Annotated in this window: 16 protein-coding genes; 10 read left to right on the top strand and 6 right to left on the bottom strand. The window is 50.5% G+C overall.

The genetic code is table 11. From position 1 onward, the window contains the following. Positions 1 to 80 precede the first annotated feature (80 nt). Entirely contained in the window at positions 81 to 1,949 is a 1,869-nt protein-coding gene (locus CCY01nite_RS21705) for a RagB/SusD family nutrient uptake outer membrane protein (protein ID WP_186831195.1), read from the top strand. Positions 1,950 to 2,533: 584 nt separating this feature from the next. Here the strand turns inward: CCY01nite_RS21705 and CCY01nite_RS21700 are convergent. Both CCY01nite_RS21700 and CCY01nite_RS21695 read right to left on the bottom strand, forming a co-directional pair. Further along, positions 2,534 to 2,761 (bottom strand): hypothetical protein, encoded by a 228-nt coding sequence (locus CCY01nite_RS21700; protein ID WP_146866166.1) that lies wholly within the window; start codon positions 2,759 to 2,761, stop codon positions 2,534 to 2,536. A 255-nt stretch (positions 2,762 to 3,016) separates the two neighbouring features. Next, positions 3,017 to 3,478: a hypothetical protein gene (locus CCY01nite_RS21695; protein ID WP_146866164.1), complete on the bottom strand. Its 462-nt coding sequence runs from the start codon at positions 3,476 to 3,478 to the stop codon at positions 3,017 to 3,019. Between the two features lie 1,270 nt (positions 3,479 to 4,748). Here CCY01nite_RS21695 and CCY01nite_RS21690 point away from each other — a divergent pair. Both CCY01nite_RS21690 and CCY01nite_RS21685 read left to right on the top strand, forming a co-directional pair. After that, on the top strand, positions 4,749 to 6,128 hold the full coding sequence (locus tag CCY01nite_RS21690; protein ID WP_146866162.1) for a M48 family metalloprotease: 1,380 nt from the start codon (positions 4,749 to 4,751) through the stop codon (positions 6,126 to 6,128). Positions 6,129 to 6,131: 3 nt separating this feature from the next. Further along, positions 6,132 to 7,670 (top strand): DUF6770 family protein, encoded by a 1,539-nt coding sequence (locus tag CCY01nite_RS21685; protein WP_146866160.1) that lies wholly within the window; start codon positions 6,132 to 6,134, stop codon positions 7,668 to 7,670. Between the two features lie 55 nt (positions 7,671 to 7,725). On the opposite strand, the gene CCY01nite_RS21680 is transcribed toward CCY01nite_RS21685, so the two are convergent. After that, positions 7,726 to 7,920, bottom strand: a complete 195-nt coding sequence (locus CCY01nite_RS21680) for a hypothetical protein (RefSeq protein ID WP_146866158.1) — start codon at positions 7,918 to 7,920, stop codon at positions 7,726 to 7,728. A gap of 205 nt (positions 7,921 to 8,125) precedes the next feature. Here CCY01nite_RS21680 and CCY01nite_RS21675 point away from each other — a divergent pair, with 205 nt between their 5' ends. Beyond that, positions 8,126 to 9,628 (top strand): PepSY-associated TM helix domain-containing protein, encoded by a 1,503-nt coding sequence (locus CCY01nite_RS21675; RefSeq protein WP_146866156.1) that lies wholly within the window; start codon positions 8,126 to 8,128, stop codon positions 9,626 to 9,628. On the opposite strand, the gene CCY01nite_RS21670 is transcribed toward CCY01nite_RS21675, so the two are convergent. Both CCY01nite_RS21670 and CCY01nite_RS21665 read right to left on the bottom strand, forming a co-directional pair. After that, positions 9,625 to 11,322: a glycoside hydrolase family 9 protein gene (locus tag CCY01nite_RS21670; protein ID WP_146866154.1), complete on the bottom strand. Its 1,698-nt coding sequence runs from the start codon at positions 11,320 to 11,322 to the stop codon at positions 9,625 to 9,627. The genes CCY01nite_RS21675 and CCY01nite_RS21670 overlap by 4 nt on opposite strands. 53 nt (positions 11,323 to 11,375) lie before the next feature. Beyond that, on the bottom strand, positions 11,376 to 12,377 hold the full coding sequence (locus CCY01nite_RS21665) for a DUF6528 family protein (protein WP_146866152.1): 1,002 nt from the start codon (positions 12,375 to 12,377) through the stop codon (positions 11,376 to 11,378). 112 nt (positions 12,378 to 12,489) lie between these two features. On the opposite strand from CCY01nite_RS21665, the gene CCY01nite_RS21660 reads away from it, so the two are divergent. From CCY01nite_RS21660 to CCY01nite_RS21640, 5 genes are all read left to right on the top strand, one after another. Next, positions 12,490 to 13,350, top strand: coding sequence for a helix-turn-helix domain-containing protein (locus CCY01nite_RS21660; protein WP_146866150.1), 861 nt, complete (start codon positions 12,490 to 12,492; stop codon positions 13,348 to 13,350). A 73-nt stretch (positions 13,351 to 13,423) separates the two neighbouring features. Continuing rightward, entirely contained in the window at positions 13,424 to 14,149 is a 726-nt protein-coding gene (locus tag CCY01nite_RS21655; RefSeq protein WP_146866148.1) for a siderophore-interacting protein, read from the top strand. Positions 14,150 to 14,178: 29 nt separating this feature from the next. After that, positions 14,179 to 14,997, top strand: a complete 819-nt coding sequence (locus tag CCY01nite_RS21650) for a helix-turn-helix domain-containing protein (RefSeq protein ID WP_146866147.1) — start codon at positions 14,179 to 14,181, stop codon at positions 14,995 to 14,997. Between the two features lie 78 nt (positions 14,998 to 15,075). Beyond that, a complete protein-coding gene (locus CCY01nite_RS21645; protein ID WP_146866145.1) occupies positions 15,076 to 15,927 on the top strand; it encodes an SDR family oxidoreductase in 852 nt (283 codons plus the stop codon). 4 nt (positions 15,928 to 15,931) lie between these two features. Continuing rightward, entirely contained in the window at positions 15,932 to 16,444 is a 513-nt protein-coding gene (locus CCY01nite_RS21640; protein ID WP_146866143.1) for an anthrone oxygenase family protein, read from the top strand. 55 nt (positions 16,445 to 16,499) lie between these two features. Here CCY01nite_RS21640 and CCY01nite_RS21635 read toward each other — a convergent pair whose 3' ends face one another. After that, positions 16,500 to 17,030, bottom strand: coding sequence for an SRPBCC family protein (locus CCY01nite_RS21635; protein ID WP_186831194.1), 531 nt, complete (start codon positions 17,028 to 17,030; stop codon positions 16,500 to 16,502). A 152-nt stretch (positions 17,031 to 17,182) separates the two neighbouring features. Between CCY01nite_RS21635 and CCY01nite_RS21630 the strand changes: the two genes are divergently transcribed. Continuing rightward, positions 17,183 to 17,725 carry an AAA family ATPase gene (locus tag CCY01nite_RS21630; RefSeq protein ID WP_146866139.1) on the top strand — a complete coding sequence of 181 codons (543 nt, stop codon included), beginning with the start codon at positions 17,183 to 17,185 and terminating at the stop codon, positions 17,723 to 17,725. The last annotated feature ends 11 nt before the right edge of the window (positions 17,726 to 17,736 follow it).

Genomic DNA, 17,736 nt, shown 5'->3' with positions numbered 1-17,736 from the left:
TGAAAACGAGCATAACATATAATATACAGGGGGCTGGGCAGCGGGTTTCCATCCGGCCTTTAAAGAAACATTTTGTACGGATGAAAAAGTTAAATATTTATATACTGATGCTGCTGTCCGCTTCATTGTTTGCGGCCTGCAACAAATTTCTCGACGTAGTGCCGAGGGAGTTTCACCAGGAAGATGATCTTTTCACGGATATCAAACAGGCGGAAAAAGAGATCGCGGTGCTGTACAGCCGCCTGCCCTGGGACTTCAATGCCGGCGACGGCAGCAACGGCACACTGCTTTCCGCCGGTTCCGACGAAGCCTATCATAACTGGGACCAGAGCAATGCCCGCCTCTATGAACAGGGCGCCTGGAACCCGTTATCCAATCCCCTCGGCAACTATAACGGCATGTACGAGAACATCCGCATCGCGTACCACTTCCTCGAAAACATCGACAAAGTACCGGTGCTGGAAGCCAGCATCCGCGAGCAATATGAAACCATCGTCATCCCCCGTTACAAGAATGAAGTAAAATTCCTGCTGGCGTTTTACTATTTCGAGCTGTTCAAGCGCTACGGCGCCGTGCCGATCGTAGACCGCTATTACCAGGTATCGGAAATGGACGAACTGCTGAAAAAAGACCGGCGGCCGGTGAACGAGCTGGTGCAGTTCATCGTACACCTCTGCGACGAAGCCGCACCGGGCCTGCCGCTATCATATGAAGATGATCCCAACGAGATCGGCCGTGTAACACGAGGCGCCGCACTGGCGCTGAAAGCAAAAACGCTGTTATATGCCGCCAGCCCGCTTTTCAACGGCGGAGAAGTAGACGGTCAGCCTATCAGCGTAAATGGCCAGAATGTTAAAAGCACCCTGCTGGCCGTAAAGAACAGCGACGGCACCGCCCTGTTCAACCAGCAATACGACGCCAATAAATGGAAGCTCGCCGCGGACGCAGCCATGGAGGTGATCAACCTGGGTCGTTACAATCTTCATCCCGTGCAACAGGAACTGTTCTACAAAAGAAATCTCACGGAAGTGATCTGGCACAAACAAGGCGGCTCCTACAACGCCCAGCAGTGGGACCGGAACCTGATGCCCAACGGCACCGACTATGGCAGCTCCGGCTCCCTCAGCCTCACCAACGCCATGATCAACTCCTATGAAATGGACAATGGCCTCCCCATCGACGATCCCAACTCCGGCTATACGCCCGACACCTGGGTAGACACCACCATGCGCGTATTCCGCGACAGAGCATGGAAAACCGCCAATGTACGCATCCGCGGCATGTACCATCACCGCGACCCGCGCTTCTACACAGACGTATACTTCAACGGCATGCCGCTGCTGCACCGCAACGTGATCACCGAATTTGTAACGAACGTTGGCAGCAACAACGACGGATGGGGCAACAAGACCGGCCAGAACACCCGCACCGGGTACTACGTGCAGAAATGGGTAGACCCCACCCAGAACCCACGCGACCGGCCTAACACCAATATGCGCAACTTCCCGATCTTCCGTCTTGCTGACGTATACCTCTGGTACGCGGAGGCCATGAACGAGTTCCTGCCATCCCCTACCACGGAAGTTTATCACTACATCAACGAAGTGCGCAACCGCGTAAAAATGCCGCCACTCCCTGTCGCCGGCCGCGCCGTCGACCTCACGAAGCAAGGCATGCGCCAGCGCATCCGCAATGAAAGGAAAATAGAGCTGTCCATGGAAGGCCACCGCTTCTTTGACACGCGCCGCTGGCTGATCGCCCACACACCGGAATGCACGGAACTGATGGGGCTGAACATCAACGGCAGCGGTGAAGCGTTCTATACGCCTACGCCAGTGCGCAGCGGGGCGAGGGTGTTCAATATCTATCATTACCTGATGCCGATCCCTACGGTAGAGATCACGAAAGCGCCCGGGGTGTTGGTGCAGAATTTTGGGTGGGAGCGGTAGCGATGTTTTTTAAATGTTTGGGGCTGGCCATTGTTGGTCAGCCCCTTTTTTATGCGTTAAATTGTCCCTCTACTTTTTCTGAATATTACAACTGCCAAATGTATTAGAAAATGTATACAAGACACAAATACATGTATTATGACCCATCTAAATAAATCACCAGGAGGATGACTCGCAACTTTGAACTTTAAAACAGAAATCAAAAATGCACCTTTAGCCGTGTTCTTATCTAACTCTTCCAGATCAGACTCAATATAATCTTGATGGACTGATTTAAGCTCTTGATAAAAGGAATCAATACTTGTAGTCGTCGCAACCCAATAAGCGTTCTCCTTGACAAATGAATGTATGCCTTTAGACCGGAGTAACCTAATCTGTGAAATAATTCTCGACCTCAAATCTACACTCTCAATTGCCTTTTTTACAAAATAGAGCTAACCGCCTAGTAGCTTTCTCATCCACAGGAGTAAGATGTTTCTGAATCATATCGAAGACAAGCGTATCTTTATATACTACTCTTAGTACATTAACTCGAGGCACTCGATAGGGATAATAAAATTGAACATCTGGACTTTAAGACCGGACTAAACCTTTTCCATATTGCAATCATAGAACCCATTCGACCAATTATCTTTAATCTTTTCAGAACTACCAGAAACAATCACACCATTAATCTTATAACGGTCGTCCTTGTACTCTACAATGTCTCCTATTTTAGGTGGCTCTCCATCAAGAAAACAAATTGTTGCAATAATTCCCACAGGCTCATATTTGTCCATTTTCAACACCCGTATTTTCCTTACTACTTCCATAACTTAATTAATTACCTTCTTTTTCAATTGTCGCTCCCAACTTGCCTTCGCGGCTCTTACTTCATTCATAGCTTCCTTACTCCAACCTTCTTCTTTGCCGATCTTTAGCAAAGTATCTTTTGTATCACGCTTGAAAGGAACTTTCCTCCCATGGACTCAAACAAATGTTTATGTGATCGTGCAAATTCTTGCCTGAATTCCTGTTCTGCTTTACTTCCCAACAGTTTCATGGTAGATATAACTGCGAGAGCCTCATTAATAATATTTCCGGCCAAGTAATTCTTTCACTTGCAAAACCAAGTTATCAACATTAACCGCATTTTCTTCAATTACAACTTTGTCTTCCTCTATCCAAGATAAGCCATCCCTGGGTTTTCCTGCCGTTAGTAATGTATTAGGGTATATGCACAGTATCTTATCCTTCACCCTGATTTCACAACTCGTAGAACCTGTATATAATTTCGTGAATGATTTTTCTTGTAAATCAATGAGCATCTTTTTTTGAAGCTCTGGAAAATCATCCCTGGCAGGAGCTTTAACCTTTTCAGTGCTGTTATTAAGCACTTTCAAGATAGTAGAAAACAAGTCCTCATCGGAGCAATTTACAGGAATAATAAATACAGGTGTAACAGCCAATAAATAGCCGGCTGAAGTCTCGCATTGAGCCACTATTTTATATTCGTCCTTAAATGTTTTATAAATAATACAAGATTTCATAAACTGCTTAACTACGTTTAATTGAACCTTTACATTTAGAGATTTTTCATATTCTACAGCTTGTTAAAAACTCAATACTGCTATCCATCTTTAAAAACCAGCCGGTATAAGTGTATAAACTATACTGGTTCTCTGCCAGTGTTTTTATCAACGAACGGTATTATTATCATAGACATCGCTGTAAAAACGAAATAGAAATTGTCTTTTGTGACAAAATCTAAAAAATTAAAGTATCTATTCTTAACAATATACCAATTCAATGAAACAACCAATAGAAAAAAGCCTGTCGAGAGTATGCATAATAAAGAAATATAAAGGCTTCTTATTTTCACCTTATTGACTAGCCTTTTCAACCCTAGATACAAAAAGAAAATAAAAAAAGAAGGAATGAAAGCCGAGGGGAAACCTAGAATAATTAAAAATAAAATATCCTCAACTGATACATTAATCACTATTGCATCTTTTATCCCCAATACAAGAAAAGAAATATTATTAACAACGATGCAATCAAAATATATTTACCAATAGCTTTAGTTTCCATTTCCATCAATTTTTGATTTATCGCTTTCTGAATCTGTTTTGACCAGCTTATCCTTTTAGTCAATGACTTTTTTTCCATCTTCCAAGACAGTTAACTAGAATTCCAAAACCATTATTCATTCAGACGTCATTATAATTTATAACTCAATATCGTAAAACTTTTTTCCATGTAATGATATATAGAATTCTAAAAAAAACCAGTCCATCTAAATCTATCACGTCAATAGGAAGATTACCTGCAAACTGGTATGAAGATAGCTCAGGATAATTCCCTGTCAATGGATCGATTAATAAAAGTCTGTTTGTGGGGCCTAGCATTCAGCAACGGATAACATCATGACTATCTTGTTGTTGCCTGGGTATAGGAGCGCAGCCTCTCACTGTCCACATATTTCCCCCTCCTTTCCATCTGATATGAAATTACAGCTGCAGAATGCCAAACGGGGCAACATGTGGCAAGTTGTATGAAAACATGGGGTGAAACCCATAATAGCACAAGTCAATGTAAACCGTAACCAGGATTACCGGCAAGGGTGTAAACCTACTTTAGGACGTATTACCTTGGCTCATCCTATACTCATCCTTCGCTTATCCTTCGCTCTGCCAGTGAAAATTGACTGAAAAAGCGAAGGATGAGCGAACAAAGCGTATCATAAAACCTTGAAACACTAACACTATACTAATTATTTTCATATATTTACCCCACATTAAATCCCTCTACCTGAAAACAATGCGACATCATTTGTTCCACCTGGCCGCAGTGTGCCTCACCCTCACGGCCACGTTTCCCGCCCACGCGCAGACAAAGGAAACATTCACACCCTCCACCGTCAATACCGCCACGCTCAGCACGCTTTCCGGAAAGTTCGAAAAGCAGTACAAGCAAATGGTAAAAGACCTCCCCTCCGAAAACAAAAAAGATTACGAGAAACTCTACGAACAAAGATGGGAACACATCCAGTCGAAGTTCAAGGACAAAGAAATATTCACGCTGCCGGAGGCGCAAAAGTACATGAACAGTCTGCTGGCGGCCGTTGTAGCTGGCAACCCGGAATTGAAGGACCGGCAGATCAGCTGCTACTTTTCAAGATCCGCTTCCCCGAACGCGAGCTACATCGGGCAGGGCATCATCCTCTTCAACATGGGGCTTTTTTCAAAGCTGGAAAATGAAAGCCAGGCTGCATTTGTGCTTTGCCATGAGCTGGCGCACTATTACCTGGAACACAGCGAAAAGAAAATGGCCAAATATGTGACCGATATCACATCCAAAGACCTGCAGAAAGAACTGCGGCAGATCAAAAAAACACGGTACAACAAGCTCGGTAAGCTGGAAGCCCTGCAGCAGGGGCTCGTTTTCGACACCCGCCGCCACAGCCGCGACCATGAAACGGAAGCGGACTCCCTCGGCCTCGCATTCCTCCGCAACACCGGGTTCGATCTGCAGGAGGCGCTCTCCGCACTGGCGATGCTGGACAAGATCGATGAAGATTCCCTGAACATGAACGCCTGCCTCCGCCAGATGTTCGATTCCAAAAAATATCCCTTCCAGGACCGCTGGCTGAACAAACAGGAAGGTCTTCTCGGCGGCCACGCCAACCTCAGCCGGGACAAGGAACTGGAGGATTCCATGAAAACGCACCCGGACTGCCAGGCAAGGATCAAACTGCTGGAACCCGCCGTAGCCACGTATTCCGTTAATAAAACACCGGAGAACAAAACATCCGCATCCTTCGAAAAGCTGAAAAGGCTCTTCCGTTACGAGATCGTTGAGTACGCTTATTCCGCCAATAACTACACCGCCAGCCTGTACTACACGATCCTGCTCCTGCAGCAGACACCCGATGATCCTTACCTGGTGACCCAGGTAGGAAAGATCCTCAACGGCTGCTACAGCGCCCAGAAACAGCACAAGCTCGGCACAAAGATCAAGCTGCCCTCGCCTGCTTATGGCAACGGCTACAATACGCTGCTGCAATTCATCGAGAACCTGTACCTGGAAGAATACGCAGAGCTGTCTTTCCACTACCTCAGCCAGTTCGCCGCGCAGCTGGGCAGCTATCCCGCCTTCAAAAGCGAATCCGCCAAAAGTTCCACTTACAGCAAATCCTGATGCATGAAACAGACATTATTACTCCTCGCCATACTCATTACCTTCACTGCAACGGCCCAACGAAAGCTCAGCATCAGTGATCTCGACCAGACTTCCCTGCAAAACAACGGCTACATCGTTCATCAAAATCAGATCAAAGGATATTACCTTTTCGCAATGAACGACCGGCTGTCGAAAGACACCAATTCCTATACGGTGCACGTGATGGACGAGAACCTGAACAAGGTGAAGGAAATACGGTTCGAAGCCGAAAACTCCATCCAGATACGGGAAGCAGCCTGCAACGACAGCACGCTGGCCTTCCTGTTCTTTCATCCGCTGACCTTTAAGGCGGAAGTACGCATTTATGGTTTTGACGGCAAGCTGAAGCAGCACTATGTGCGGCACTACAGCAAAGGTTTTGGTAAGCCCGGCCTCAGCGATCACGTGGTGCACAAACCCGGCCACGCCAACATCAGCCTGCACGATGCCGGCCTGCATGGTTACATCGTCATCTATTCATTGAAGGAAAGAGGCATCTATGGCTACGAGATGAACTATTACGATTCGGAGGATAAAAAATCCTGGAAGCTGTCGTCACCCATGGAAAAGCGGTTCAAGCACCACGCGGAAATACTAGCCCAGACAGATAGCGTGTTCCTCGTAAAAACAGTGAGAACAAGGAGCAGCCGCAAATATGCCGTGAAGCTCACCGCCTATAACATCTATAACAAAAAGAAAAAGTTCGACATCAACGAATCCCGCGAAAAATACAATATGCTGCCGATCGCCGCATCTTTCATACCCGGTACGGACACCGTGCTGGTAACGGGCCGTTACTTCCGTAAAAATGCGAAAGTACGGCGTCATTCCAGCGAAGGCATCGCTTTTTACAAAGCGGACAAAAAAGGCAGGATCCAGAACAGGACCTACAATGCCTGGTACGCCGAGATCAACCGCTACCTGCAAACGAACACCAAAGGCAAATCCAGGAAACAGGGCTACTTCTACCCGCATGAAGCCATTGCGGGGCCAGACGGCAAAACCTTCATCGTATGCGAAGGATATAAAAAGAGCTTCTGGCCGGGAGGGTTTATACTGTCAACCGTATTGCTTCCGCTGACCCGCAACATTTATATGACCAGGATCTCCGCTACAGATGTGGTAGTGATGGAGTTCAATGACAAACACAAGCTGACAAGAGCCAATGTATACGACAAGAAAGACAAGACCAAAGGATGGAATACGACCTTTGTGAGCACCCACAACTTTGCCAACATGATGCAGGAAACGCGCTCTTTCGACTACCGGTTCACCACCGGCGTGGGCGATCGTAAACATTTCTCCATCTGCTACATCGATCATAAAAAGAAATCCCGCAAGGAAGGCGGCTACTACAACATCCTCCGATACAACGGCAACAAATTCCGGAAAGACGAGCTGCTGCTGAAGGAGAAGACCGGCAATACAACGGTGCTCCCCGCCAAGCCGGGATTCCTGATGATCATGGAATACAAAACGAAGGAAAACAAAATGGACATGCGGCTGGAGAAGATCAGCTAAGGTTGTCCGTATGACATAAAAAAAAAGGGCTGGTCCCTGGCCAGCCCTCATTTCATTATTTTTTCGGTTTCTGTGCAGGAAACTTCTCTTTTTCTTTTTTCTCCTTTGCCTTCTTTCCCTTCGGCACAACGATATTCAATGTGTCGTCCGCCTGTTTTTCCCTTGTAATGTTCCTGCTGTAATCGTTACCAAGATTGGAACCAGCCTGCTCCAGCCCGTCATTTCCGATTGCTCTGTCTCTGGGTGCCATAACACTGCATTTTAAGGTGATAAAAACAATAGTGGCGCCAAAACCATGCCACCGGGAAACGGCCATAACATGGCAAAACAAGCGGGAAATATGGTCATCAATATGAGGATCAGGTTACAAATGAAGCCCAATATTTCCCTATTGCGCAAATCATTTTCCCTCTTGCGTAAATCCCCTGTTGTTTTTTTTGCCACATTTACCCTTTATGGGCTTTTTACGATCACTCCGCCCCCGTTGGGCAAAGCACCAGCAACGCTGGTTTGGCAAATGGCATGTATACCTGGGCATTATTGCAGGCGCCATCGTAGCATTTGTTGGCGTTACCGGCAGCATCCTCGTTTTCCAGGACGAGATCGACCGCGCCATGAACCCCGAACTCTTCTACGTAATGGAACAGGAGGAGAAAATGCCTATCGAAGAAATTGTACCGATCATCCGGAAAAAATATCCCGACCTGCATTTCGACTACATTTCGAACGACGTGGAAAATAAGCCCAACCTCGCCTACCGCCTGTTCAATTTCAAAACGGAAGAAGAATTTTTCATCAACCCGTACACGGTGGAGCTGAGCGGGAAAAGACTGCATGAAAGCACGTTCATTCACATCGTTACCGAACTGCACCGCAACCTGCTGGTGCCCGCCGTGGGCAGATACATTGTGGGGCTGGCCACGCTTTGCCTGCTGATACTCACCATCAGCGGCCTCCGTTTATGGATACCGCAAAAATGGAAATACCTGAAAGAAGTGCTGACGGTGAAATTCAGCGCTGGTTTCAAACGGCAGAATTACGACTGGCACAACGTACTGGGGTTTTATTCCGCGCCGGTGGTCAGCCTGCTGTCCATCACCGGCATCTGCTTTACTTTCTCGCCGCTGGTGATCGCCCTGCTTTTTTTGCTGGACGGGCAGTCTCCCCAGGGCGTGGCGCAACTGTTAGGCGCCAGATCCACCTACACGGAAAATGCCAAACCCCTCCCGCTGAAAGCCATCGTGGCTATCGGCAGCAAAGTGATGCCTGACGGAAAGATCGCCGGGGTGAGCCTCCCGGTGGACAGTACCGGCAACTACCGGCTGGACATACTGGGTAAAAATGTGCAGCATAACGGCAAGCGGGAAATGCTCATCATCGATCAATACAGTGGTAAGATATTACTGAACAGCCGCCATGATTTTCCCGAATCGGGGGACGCTTACCTCGGATGGCTGGCGTCGCTGCATTACGGCAGCTTCGGGGGCAGGCCCACGCAGATCGTTGCGCTGATCGGCGGGCTGATGCCGCTGGTGCTGTTCGTTACCGGCTTTATCATCTGGTGGCCGCGTTACCGGAAACAGCGACGCAATGGCTACCGGCCTATATCGACCATAGCCGGCGGCGTGGCGTCGAAAAGTTTTGCCGTCAACATGCGGGCCGGGTTCCGGTATGCATTATGGTTTGTGCCGGTAAGCGCGGTGATGGGGGCGTTATATGGATTGTTCTCCGGCATTGTGCTGCAGCCGGCCGTTTTCGCCATAGTCTATACCGCGGTATTTGTGATGCTGAATTTCGTAGTGGCGTTGACGGTATGGTGCTTCAACCTCATCTTCCTGATGCCTTTCCGGAAGGGCAGCCATCTCGTCCAGCGCTATTTTGCGTTGTCTTTATCCTTTGCCATCGTGTTCATCATTTGCTATCTTTTGCTGATGAACACCGGGATAAACATATTCTAAAGCTCCTCCTGCAAGGCCTCTATCGCAGCGGCCAGGTATACCAGCGGCGCGTTCCAGTTGATCGCGATCTCGTTGGAAGCATAGGAGCAATCATCATCTACATAGGCTTCGTCCGCGGCGGTGGACGGGTATTTACAGCCGTCCTGGCGCCCCGGGTTCGGGCCACCGGCCAGCAATCCCGGTACCGGGGCCGCAACGCCGTCCGCGATAGAAGGCCGGTGATGCAGATGCATGGGCGTTTTCCCGCCGATGCCCGTCACAAATGAATAACCTGTTGCATTACGCCCCAGCAAATAATCCAGGTTACCGAGGGCATGGCGCAGATAGATCTTCTTCCCGGTAAAGCGGTAGGCGTACAGCAAAGCAATGCCCTGGTTAGCGGCAACGGCGCTGCTGCCCCATACGAAGTCCCGCGCGGTACCGCCCATCACCGTGTGATAGGGCTGCGTTTCCACGCCGGCGGCCATCGTTTCCACCCATTTCTCCAGCTGTGCCTGCAAAGGATGGCCGGCGCGCAGCAGGCTGTAATACCCGAGCATGCTCACCTGCGACCACGAAGGCAGCTGCATGGGCAGTTGCAGGTCGGGTTGGTAGATATTTTTTTGCGTGGTGACGAACAGTTCGGAGGCCGCCCACATGAATTCATCCCGCACATTGCGATCGCCATACGCGCCGGTACTGATATCCGGATCAAAACGATTGTTGATGGCCTGTTGATCGTAATAGACAACAGGGTTTTGCTGCGCCCACTGCCAGGCCGTCTCCGCGGCTTTCAGGCAGGAGTCCGGCAGGCCGGGCAGCTCGCGGGGGAAAGCCTTCAATACCCTCGCCGCCTGCGCCATCACCGCGGCAAAGTCCAGCGCCGCCGCCGTACTTTTCTGTACAACATATCTTGTTTTGACCGCTTCGTGCGGCATGATCATACCGTCGAATGCGGGGTTGGTGAGCTTGTGATATACGCCGCCGTCGGCAGGGTCCTGCATGGTCAGCATCCAGCGGAGGTTGAACAAAATTTCATCCAGCAAGTCCGGCAACGTGTTGCCGCTTTCGGGGATGTTCGTTCCCATCGTTCTGCAATAAGCCGGGTAATCCTCGTACAGCGACAACAAAGTAGCCATGGTGATCCCGCAGTTCACGATGTACTTGTTATAATCACCGGCATCGTACCATCCTCCCGGAGAAGATATAACGGCGCCGGCCACACGCCCCGGGCCCGCGGCGGACGGATGTACCAGCACAGCGGTATCCGGGTGCCCCGCCGCACGGCTCCACCGCCCCGCATAAGCAGCATTCAGCGGGATGAGGGTGCGTTGGTAGTAAAACCCTTTCAGCGCGGCTTTCGCCAGCGCATCGTGCACAGCCGGGCGGATGGAAAAAACATGCGAACGGCCTGCGCCCGTCACTTCCAGCACAAAGCGGCCGGTATCGCGCAAGGCGGAAAAATCGGCCATGCGGCTTTCCTTTCCCGAATAGGGAGAGCGCTGCACGGCGCCCAGTGTACCACTGAAAACCACCGTCTTTCCATCGGCTTTACGAATAATAAACCGGTCATCTTCCGAAGCGGTCACTACCGCCATTTTCGGTGCGGCAGGATAAAAGCCGGCCTGGTTCAGGCGGATGTTGTCAACCGGAGATTGCGCTTTGATAGTGGCAGCGGACAGCAGCAGCGCCGCTGCCAGGAAAGATGTTTGCATACGATAAATATAAGCGCTATTTCCGGGATGTTTTTGTCCATCCTCGCAACCGCCTAGTGCGTGCACTCATGAAAGCTGTCGCCCGCCGGGTAGCTGAACGTATTCACCACTTTCCAGCGCGCTTTGTACAACCCGAAAGATGAATTGGTAAATACAGCGCTGCCCGCATTCAGGTCCGTCACCCTGTCCGTCCGCCAGGTTTCGCCGCCATTCCCGTTCGCGATCGCCGCGATCACCGGGTAGCCGGAAGGGCCGGAGGAAACGGACTTCACCTTGCTCTGGTTCTTCACCAGCGTGAATGCGCCCGTTGTTACATTGAACCTGTAAACATAATTGGAGTTGGAGAGCCAAAGCTCCGTGGTGCTGCCGTACACCGGGAAGAGATCGTGCGCATTGCCCTGCGGCATTGTGTAGGTGGCGAGCAATGTGAGGGACGGCGACATGCAGCTGCCGTTATAGCTGAACTTCTTCAGCTTGTTCTTGCCCGCAGCATACAACACCTGCCGCTGATGGTCCCACACCACATTGTGCACGTCTTCAAAGGCAATGGGGCCTGTTTGTGCGGACTGGTCATTAATGTAGGAATCCACCGAAAAGATCTTCAGGTAGCCGCCGGTAGTGGATGCTGTGACTACATTGCCATTGGGCAGCAGCTCGGCGGAATGCGTGTTGCCGCCGGCATAATCGTACCAGATCGCCTTCTTCGTGGATACCTTGATGAGCGCCACACCGCCGCCGGAAGCCGTGGCCAGCACGTAGCTGCCATTGTATACCAGCTTGGCGTCGCTGAGGTTGGAGAACCAGCCCTGCGCGCCGGAGCGGATCATGGCGTAGGATGCGGTGGCTTTCCATTCCCAGGTAATGGCATTGCCGTTGGCAACGTCTACCATCACAATGCGGGCGTTCTTCTGATCGCAGATGATGATCTCCCTGGGAGTTGCCGCCGCCGTTTCAACAGATTGCAGTGTTTCGGGGGTTTCGGGCGTAACGGATACGTTTTCGCGTTTACAGGCGAATGACAGCATCACTGCTGCTGCAATAAAGAGTGCTTTCATAGATTAAAAAGATTTTTGGGTAAAGAGTGTTATATCATACAAACAGCTACATAACGGGTCATACTGAAATATAATCATAAAAATCTGATCTTTGCAAACGAAATCGGCGTCTATGTCAAAAATATCCGCTATCCCTGTTCATACCCTCAACGAAAAAGCGAGGCAGGGCATATTCATCAGGAAGTACGATAACCAGAGCATTTCCGGCCCGCGCATCCGGAACGCCCACCGGGATGACCATTACATCTTCATCCTGCTGGAAAAAGGCATGGGCCGGATGATGCTGGATTTTAACGAACTGAAGGTCAGGGGCGGCGCGCTATTATGCATCCTGCCGGGACAGGTGCACCAGGGTATTGCGCTGCATAACACCAGCGCCTGGTTCGTGGCGATGGACACGTCCTATATCAGCGACCATTACCGCGCGGTATTCGAACTGCAGCTACCGCAACTGCAAGCAGTGCGGCTGAAGCGCAGTGAGATGGAAAGGGTTGGCGCCTGCATGCAGCTGCTCGAAAAAGAATTCCTGCAGGCGGACAGCTGCCCCTTCAGGCAGCAGGTGGTCCGCTCCCTCGCGGATGCCATGACCGGCCTGTTCGCCCGCGCCTATGCCACTGAAATGGAAAGCGGACAGCCGGCCGCTAAAAGACCCGCGCTCATTACCCGGCAATTCAAAAGCCTTTTGCAATCCAGCTATAAAACCATCAAAAGCCCCTCCGCGTACGCCAATACGCTCAACATCTCTCCTTCCTACCTCAACGAAGCCGTCAGGATGACCACCGGCATGCCCGTCAGCTACTGGATACACCAGGAGATCATCCTCGAAGCCAAGAGGATGTTATACTATACCGATGTTACCGTGAAAGAGATCGCATATGCGTTGGGGTATGAAGATCATACGTATTTCTCCAGGCTTTTTCACAAGATCGCCGGCATGCCACCGCTCGCATTCCGGCAAAAGCACCGCGAATAGTCCAATCGTTGCTGCTATTCTTCCATTGCCGATCCCACCCTGCTGCCGTTGCTTTGCATGGTAAAAACACACTATGCCACACGTACCGAAATGGATGGGCGACGCCATGGAAAGCCTGATGTCATCCCGCCTGCTGCACCTGAAGGTCTGCGATACGGCATCACTAAGCCCTTCCGTTAAAAAGATATGCTTTTCCGGCGACCTGCACGGCGCCACACACAAGACCGGCTACGCCGTGGCGTTCCGCGTCAGCGCCACGGAGTTCAGAAACTATACGCCTTCTTATTTTTCGCCGGAAGAAAACAAATGTGAGATCATCTTTCACCTGCACGGCAATGGGCCCGGCAGCGACTATGTAGCGGGGCTTACAGCCGGTGACACGGTGAAGATGGTGATGCCCAGAGGACGCCATCTTTACCGGGATCATCCTTATCATTTCTTCTTTGGGGATGAAACTACGATCGGATTGTATAAATCGATGGAAAGTGAGATCATGCAGCGGCGGCAGTTCTATACCGGCATCATGGAACTGGACGCCGTCAATGCCTTTCTGCCGGAAGACATAGGGCTGGCGACCGACGTGCTCGACAAGCACAGGGAAGATAAAGCCCGCCACCTGGAAGCACTGCTGGAACGGAATCTCCACAACTCCGGCCTGCCGGCCGGCGCTTTCGTATATTATCTTACCGGCAACGCGGCATCGATTCAATTATTCCGGAGCATCCTGAAAGCCCGCGGCGTGGAGCAACGCAATATCCGCACTCAACCCTATTGGGCGGAGGGAAAGAGAGGGTTGTAATGCCGGCATAATTCAGTAAATTGCATATAATGGAATATCAAAAAATATTACCCCCCCCGCATCTCCGCAACCATGTCCGCTACTTCTGGACACTGGAAAGCGATACCGCGGAAATTACCCCCAAAACATTCAAGACCTTCGCGGACGGCTCCCCCGGCATCATATACCAGCAATCCGACAAAGGATGCTTCTACCAGGAAGAAAAAAAACTGCCGCCCGTTTTCCTGTACGGCCAGACCACCCGGCATACCAATATCCATTCCCCCGCTTCTTTCAGGACCATCGGCGTGTATTTCTACCCCCATGCCCTGCAATCCGTTTTCGGCCTCAACGCCAGCGGGCTTACAGACACCTGCCTGGACCTGACCGAACTCGCGAAAGAACAGGGCGCCCCCCTGTCGGAACAGCAATTGCTGGATTCCGGCTCCTTTCACACCCAGATAGAAGTGCTGAACACGTATATTTTTCACCAGATCAGTAAATACGACAAACAGGACGGCTCCTTCTTGCCGCACGCCCTCTCCCGCATCATCGAATCAGGAGGCAACATTCCGCTGAAGACGCTGCTGGAAGAGCTGGGCATGACGGAAAGAAGCTTCGAGCGAAAATTTCAGCAGGGCGTTGGCATGTCTCCCAAGCTGTTCGCAAGGATCTGCCGCTTCCAGGCATCTCTCAGCCAGCTGCGGAATAACCGGTTCGGCAAGCTGTCTGACATCGCTTTTGAAAATGAGTATGCGGACCAGTCCCACTTCATCCGCGCCTTCAAGGAATTCGCAGGATTTACACCCAATAAATACCAGCAGCGTTCCAGCGAGCTGGTAGAGAACTTTCCGGAGATGATCCTTTAAAAAAATACCGGCCTGTCGGTTTTGTTCTATTTTCCGCTTATGCCCCGCTTTAGTTTTGTGGTATAAAATCAACGAACTATGATAGCAATTACAGGCGCCAGCGGAAACCTGGGCAAAACGACGATCTCGTTTCTCCTGAAGAAAACAGATCCTTCCAACATTGTAGCTGTGGTAAGAGATGCGGCAAAGATCCGTGATTATGCGGACAGCGGCATCCAGGTAAGGGTAGCGGACTATAAAGATCCGGCCTCCCTGCGGAAGGCGTTCAGCCAGGTCAGCAAAGTGCTGCAGATCTCCACCGCCAGCTACGGAGAACAGGCCAAGCGGGAGGAAAGCAATGTAGTAGAAGCCGCAAAAGACGCGGGCGTGCAGTATATCGTATATACCAGCACGTTACACCCCGGAAACGACGCGCACTTCCTCGCCGCGCGCACCTGCATGAACACGGAAAATGCCATTAAAGCATCCGGCATGCAATACACCATTTTCAGGAACAGCATGTACTTCGAAACCATTCCCCTGTTCATCGGAGGCGCGTTGGAAAACGGCCAGGTGTACTATCCCGGCGGGAACGGCAAAGTAAGTTTCGCTTACCGGCCGGATATCGCGGAAGCGCTCAGCAATGTACTGGCCGGGGAAGATCATCAGAATGCCGTGTACAACATCACCGGCAGCGGGGCTTACAGCTTCGGGGACATAGCCGGCCTGATGCGGTCTGAAAAAGGAATGGATGCATCCTATACGGACATCCCCAATGAAGCCTACCGCGAAGAACTGGTAAAATATGAAGTGCCCTCACACGAGATCGATTTCTACGTTAGCATGGCTGACAGCATCAAAGCGGGGGAATTCGCGCATGTGGACGATACGCTGGAAAAGCTGTTGCAACGCAAACCCTTCCCTATTCAGGAATATATCAAAAGCATCTGACCATATGTTTACACCCGTTAATATCACGCTGATCATAACAGCAACCATTACCGCGTTAATGGCAGGACTGTTCTTCGCCTGGTCCTGCTCCGTTACGCCCGGCCTCGGCCGCCTGCCGGACGCATCCTATATTTCGGCCTTCCAGTCCTGTAACCGGGCCATTCAGAACCCGGTATTTCTGATCTGTTTTCTCGGCGGCCTGGTATTGCTGCCGGTCAGCGCCTGGCTGCATTACACACCCGCTCCTTCCATCCATTTCTGGCTCCTGCTCGCGGCATCGCTGCTATATGCGGCAGGCGTGATCGGCGTAACCTTCGCGGGAAATATACCGCTGAATGAAGCGCTGGACAAATTCGACCTGCAACAGGCTTCAACGGAGGCCATCACCCAGGCAAGAGAGCGGTTTGAAAAGCGCTGGAACGATCTGAACCTCATTCGTACGGTCGCGTCCACGCTTTCTGTTATACTGGTGGTGATGGCCTGCCTCAGCAAATACAAAGAGCAGGGCATTAGCTAAAAAAAGGGTAAGTGAAGAAAGACCTCACTTACCCTTTCCAGCCTTTGCAGGCCCGTTATTTTTCGATATTGTTCTTCATGTTCACCAGGCTCTTCTGCAGGTCTTTTTCTAACCTGCCTTTCATAAGCAGCGTCATCAGGTTGAACGGATAAGGCGTTGAGCCGGTCATTCCCCAGATCACTTTCGTTTGCTCCGGTGTTACGGACGCTGTATGGATGTAGGTTTTGCCAACACCTTCCATCGGCCTTTTAAAACGCAGCTCCATGTTCACCTTTTCACCTTCCACCAGCTGCTTGATTTCCAGCTCGCCCTCACCCACTTCATCATTGCCATTCCAGTAATACACAAATCCTTCCGTACCGTCCGTGCCCCTGTACTCCTTCTTCGCGTTCGGATCTGCCATGGTCCATACATTATAGTTTTCCTGGTTACGCATCAGCTTTACATAATCATACACCTGTTGCTTCGGCTTGTTGATAACGATCTCCTGTTCCACGCTGTAATCCTTGCTGACGAACAGGGCAATGATAAGCAGCAGAACGATCAGGCCAACAATAACGCCGAGGATCTTTAATAAAATTTTCATGATGTGACGAATTAAATGATGGTTTAAAATGTACTGCAAACATATCGTCAATTTTCGGATTGTCAAGTGTGCAGTTGCGACAGTACAAGGGGCCGATTGCGACATTTTTTCTATATTTGCAGTTCCTCACATTGTTTCTCACTACTTTATTCATGGTACATCACAACTTTTATGTCATAACAGGCGGGCCTGGCGTGGGTAAAACCACCTTGCTGCACGAGCTGGAAAAAAGAAATTACCGCTGCATGCCGGAAGCGGCGCGGCGGATCATACAGGAACAGATGGCGCAAAATGGCGATGCGCTGCCCTGGGAAAACAAAGCGCGCTATGCGGAACTGATGCTGGAAGGGTCTGTAAACCTGTACAAACAAGCAGATCAGGGCACCGTTACTTTTTTTGACCGCGGCATACCCGATGTACTGGCATACGTCAGGCTGACCGGCTTGCCGTTGACAGAAACGCTGACGGATGCGCTCACGTCATTCCGCTATCATCCCCTGGTTTTTATATTGCCGCCCTGGAAAGAGATCTATGCAACAGACAGCGAGCGGAAGCAGACCTGGGAGGAAGCCGTGGCGACTTTTGAAGTGATGAAGGAAGCATATACCGGGTACGGATATACGATAGTGGAAGTACCGCCGATGGAAGTAGGCGGGCGCGCCGATTTTGTATTGCAGACGGCCGGTCTGCGATGACGAAGCCGGCA

The sequence above is a fragment of the Chitinophaga cymbidii genome, from assembly GCF_007992715.1.
Taxonomy (GTDB): domain Bacteria; phylum Bacteroidota; class Bacteroidia; order Chitinophagales; family Chitinophagaceae; genus Chitinophaga; species Chitinophaga cymbidii.
The sequence above is the reverse complement of the archived record's forward strand: the minus strand, read 5'-3'. Positions and strand labels throughout refer to the sequence as shown.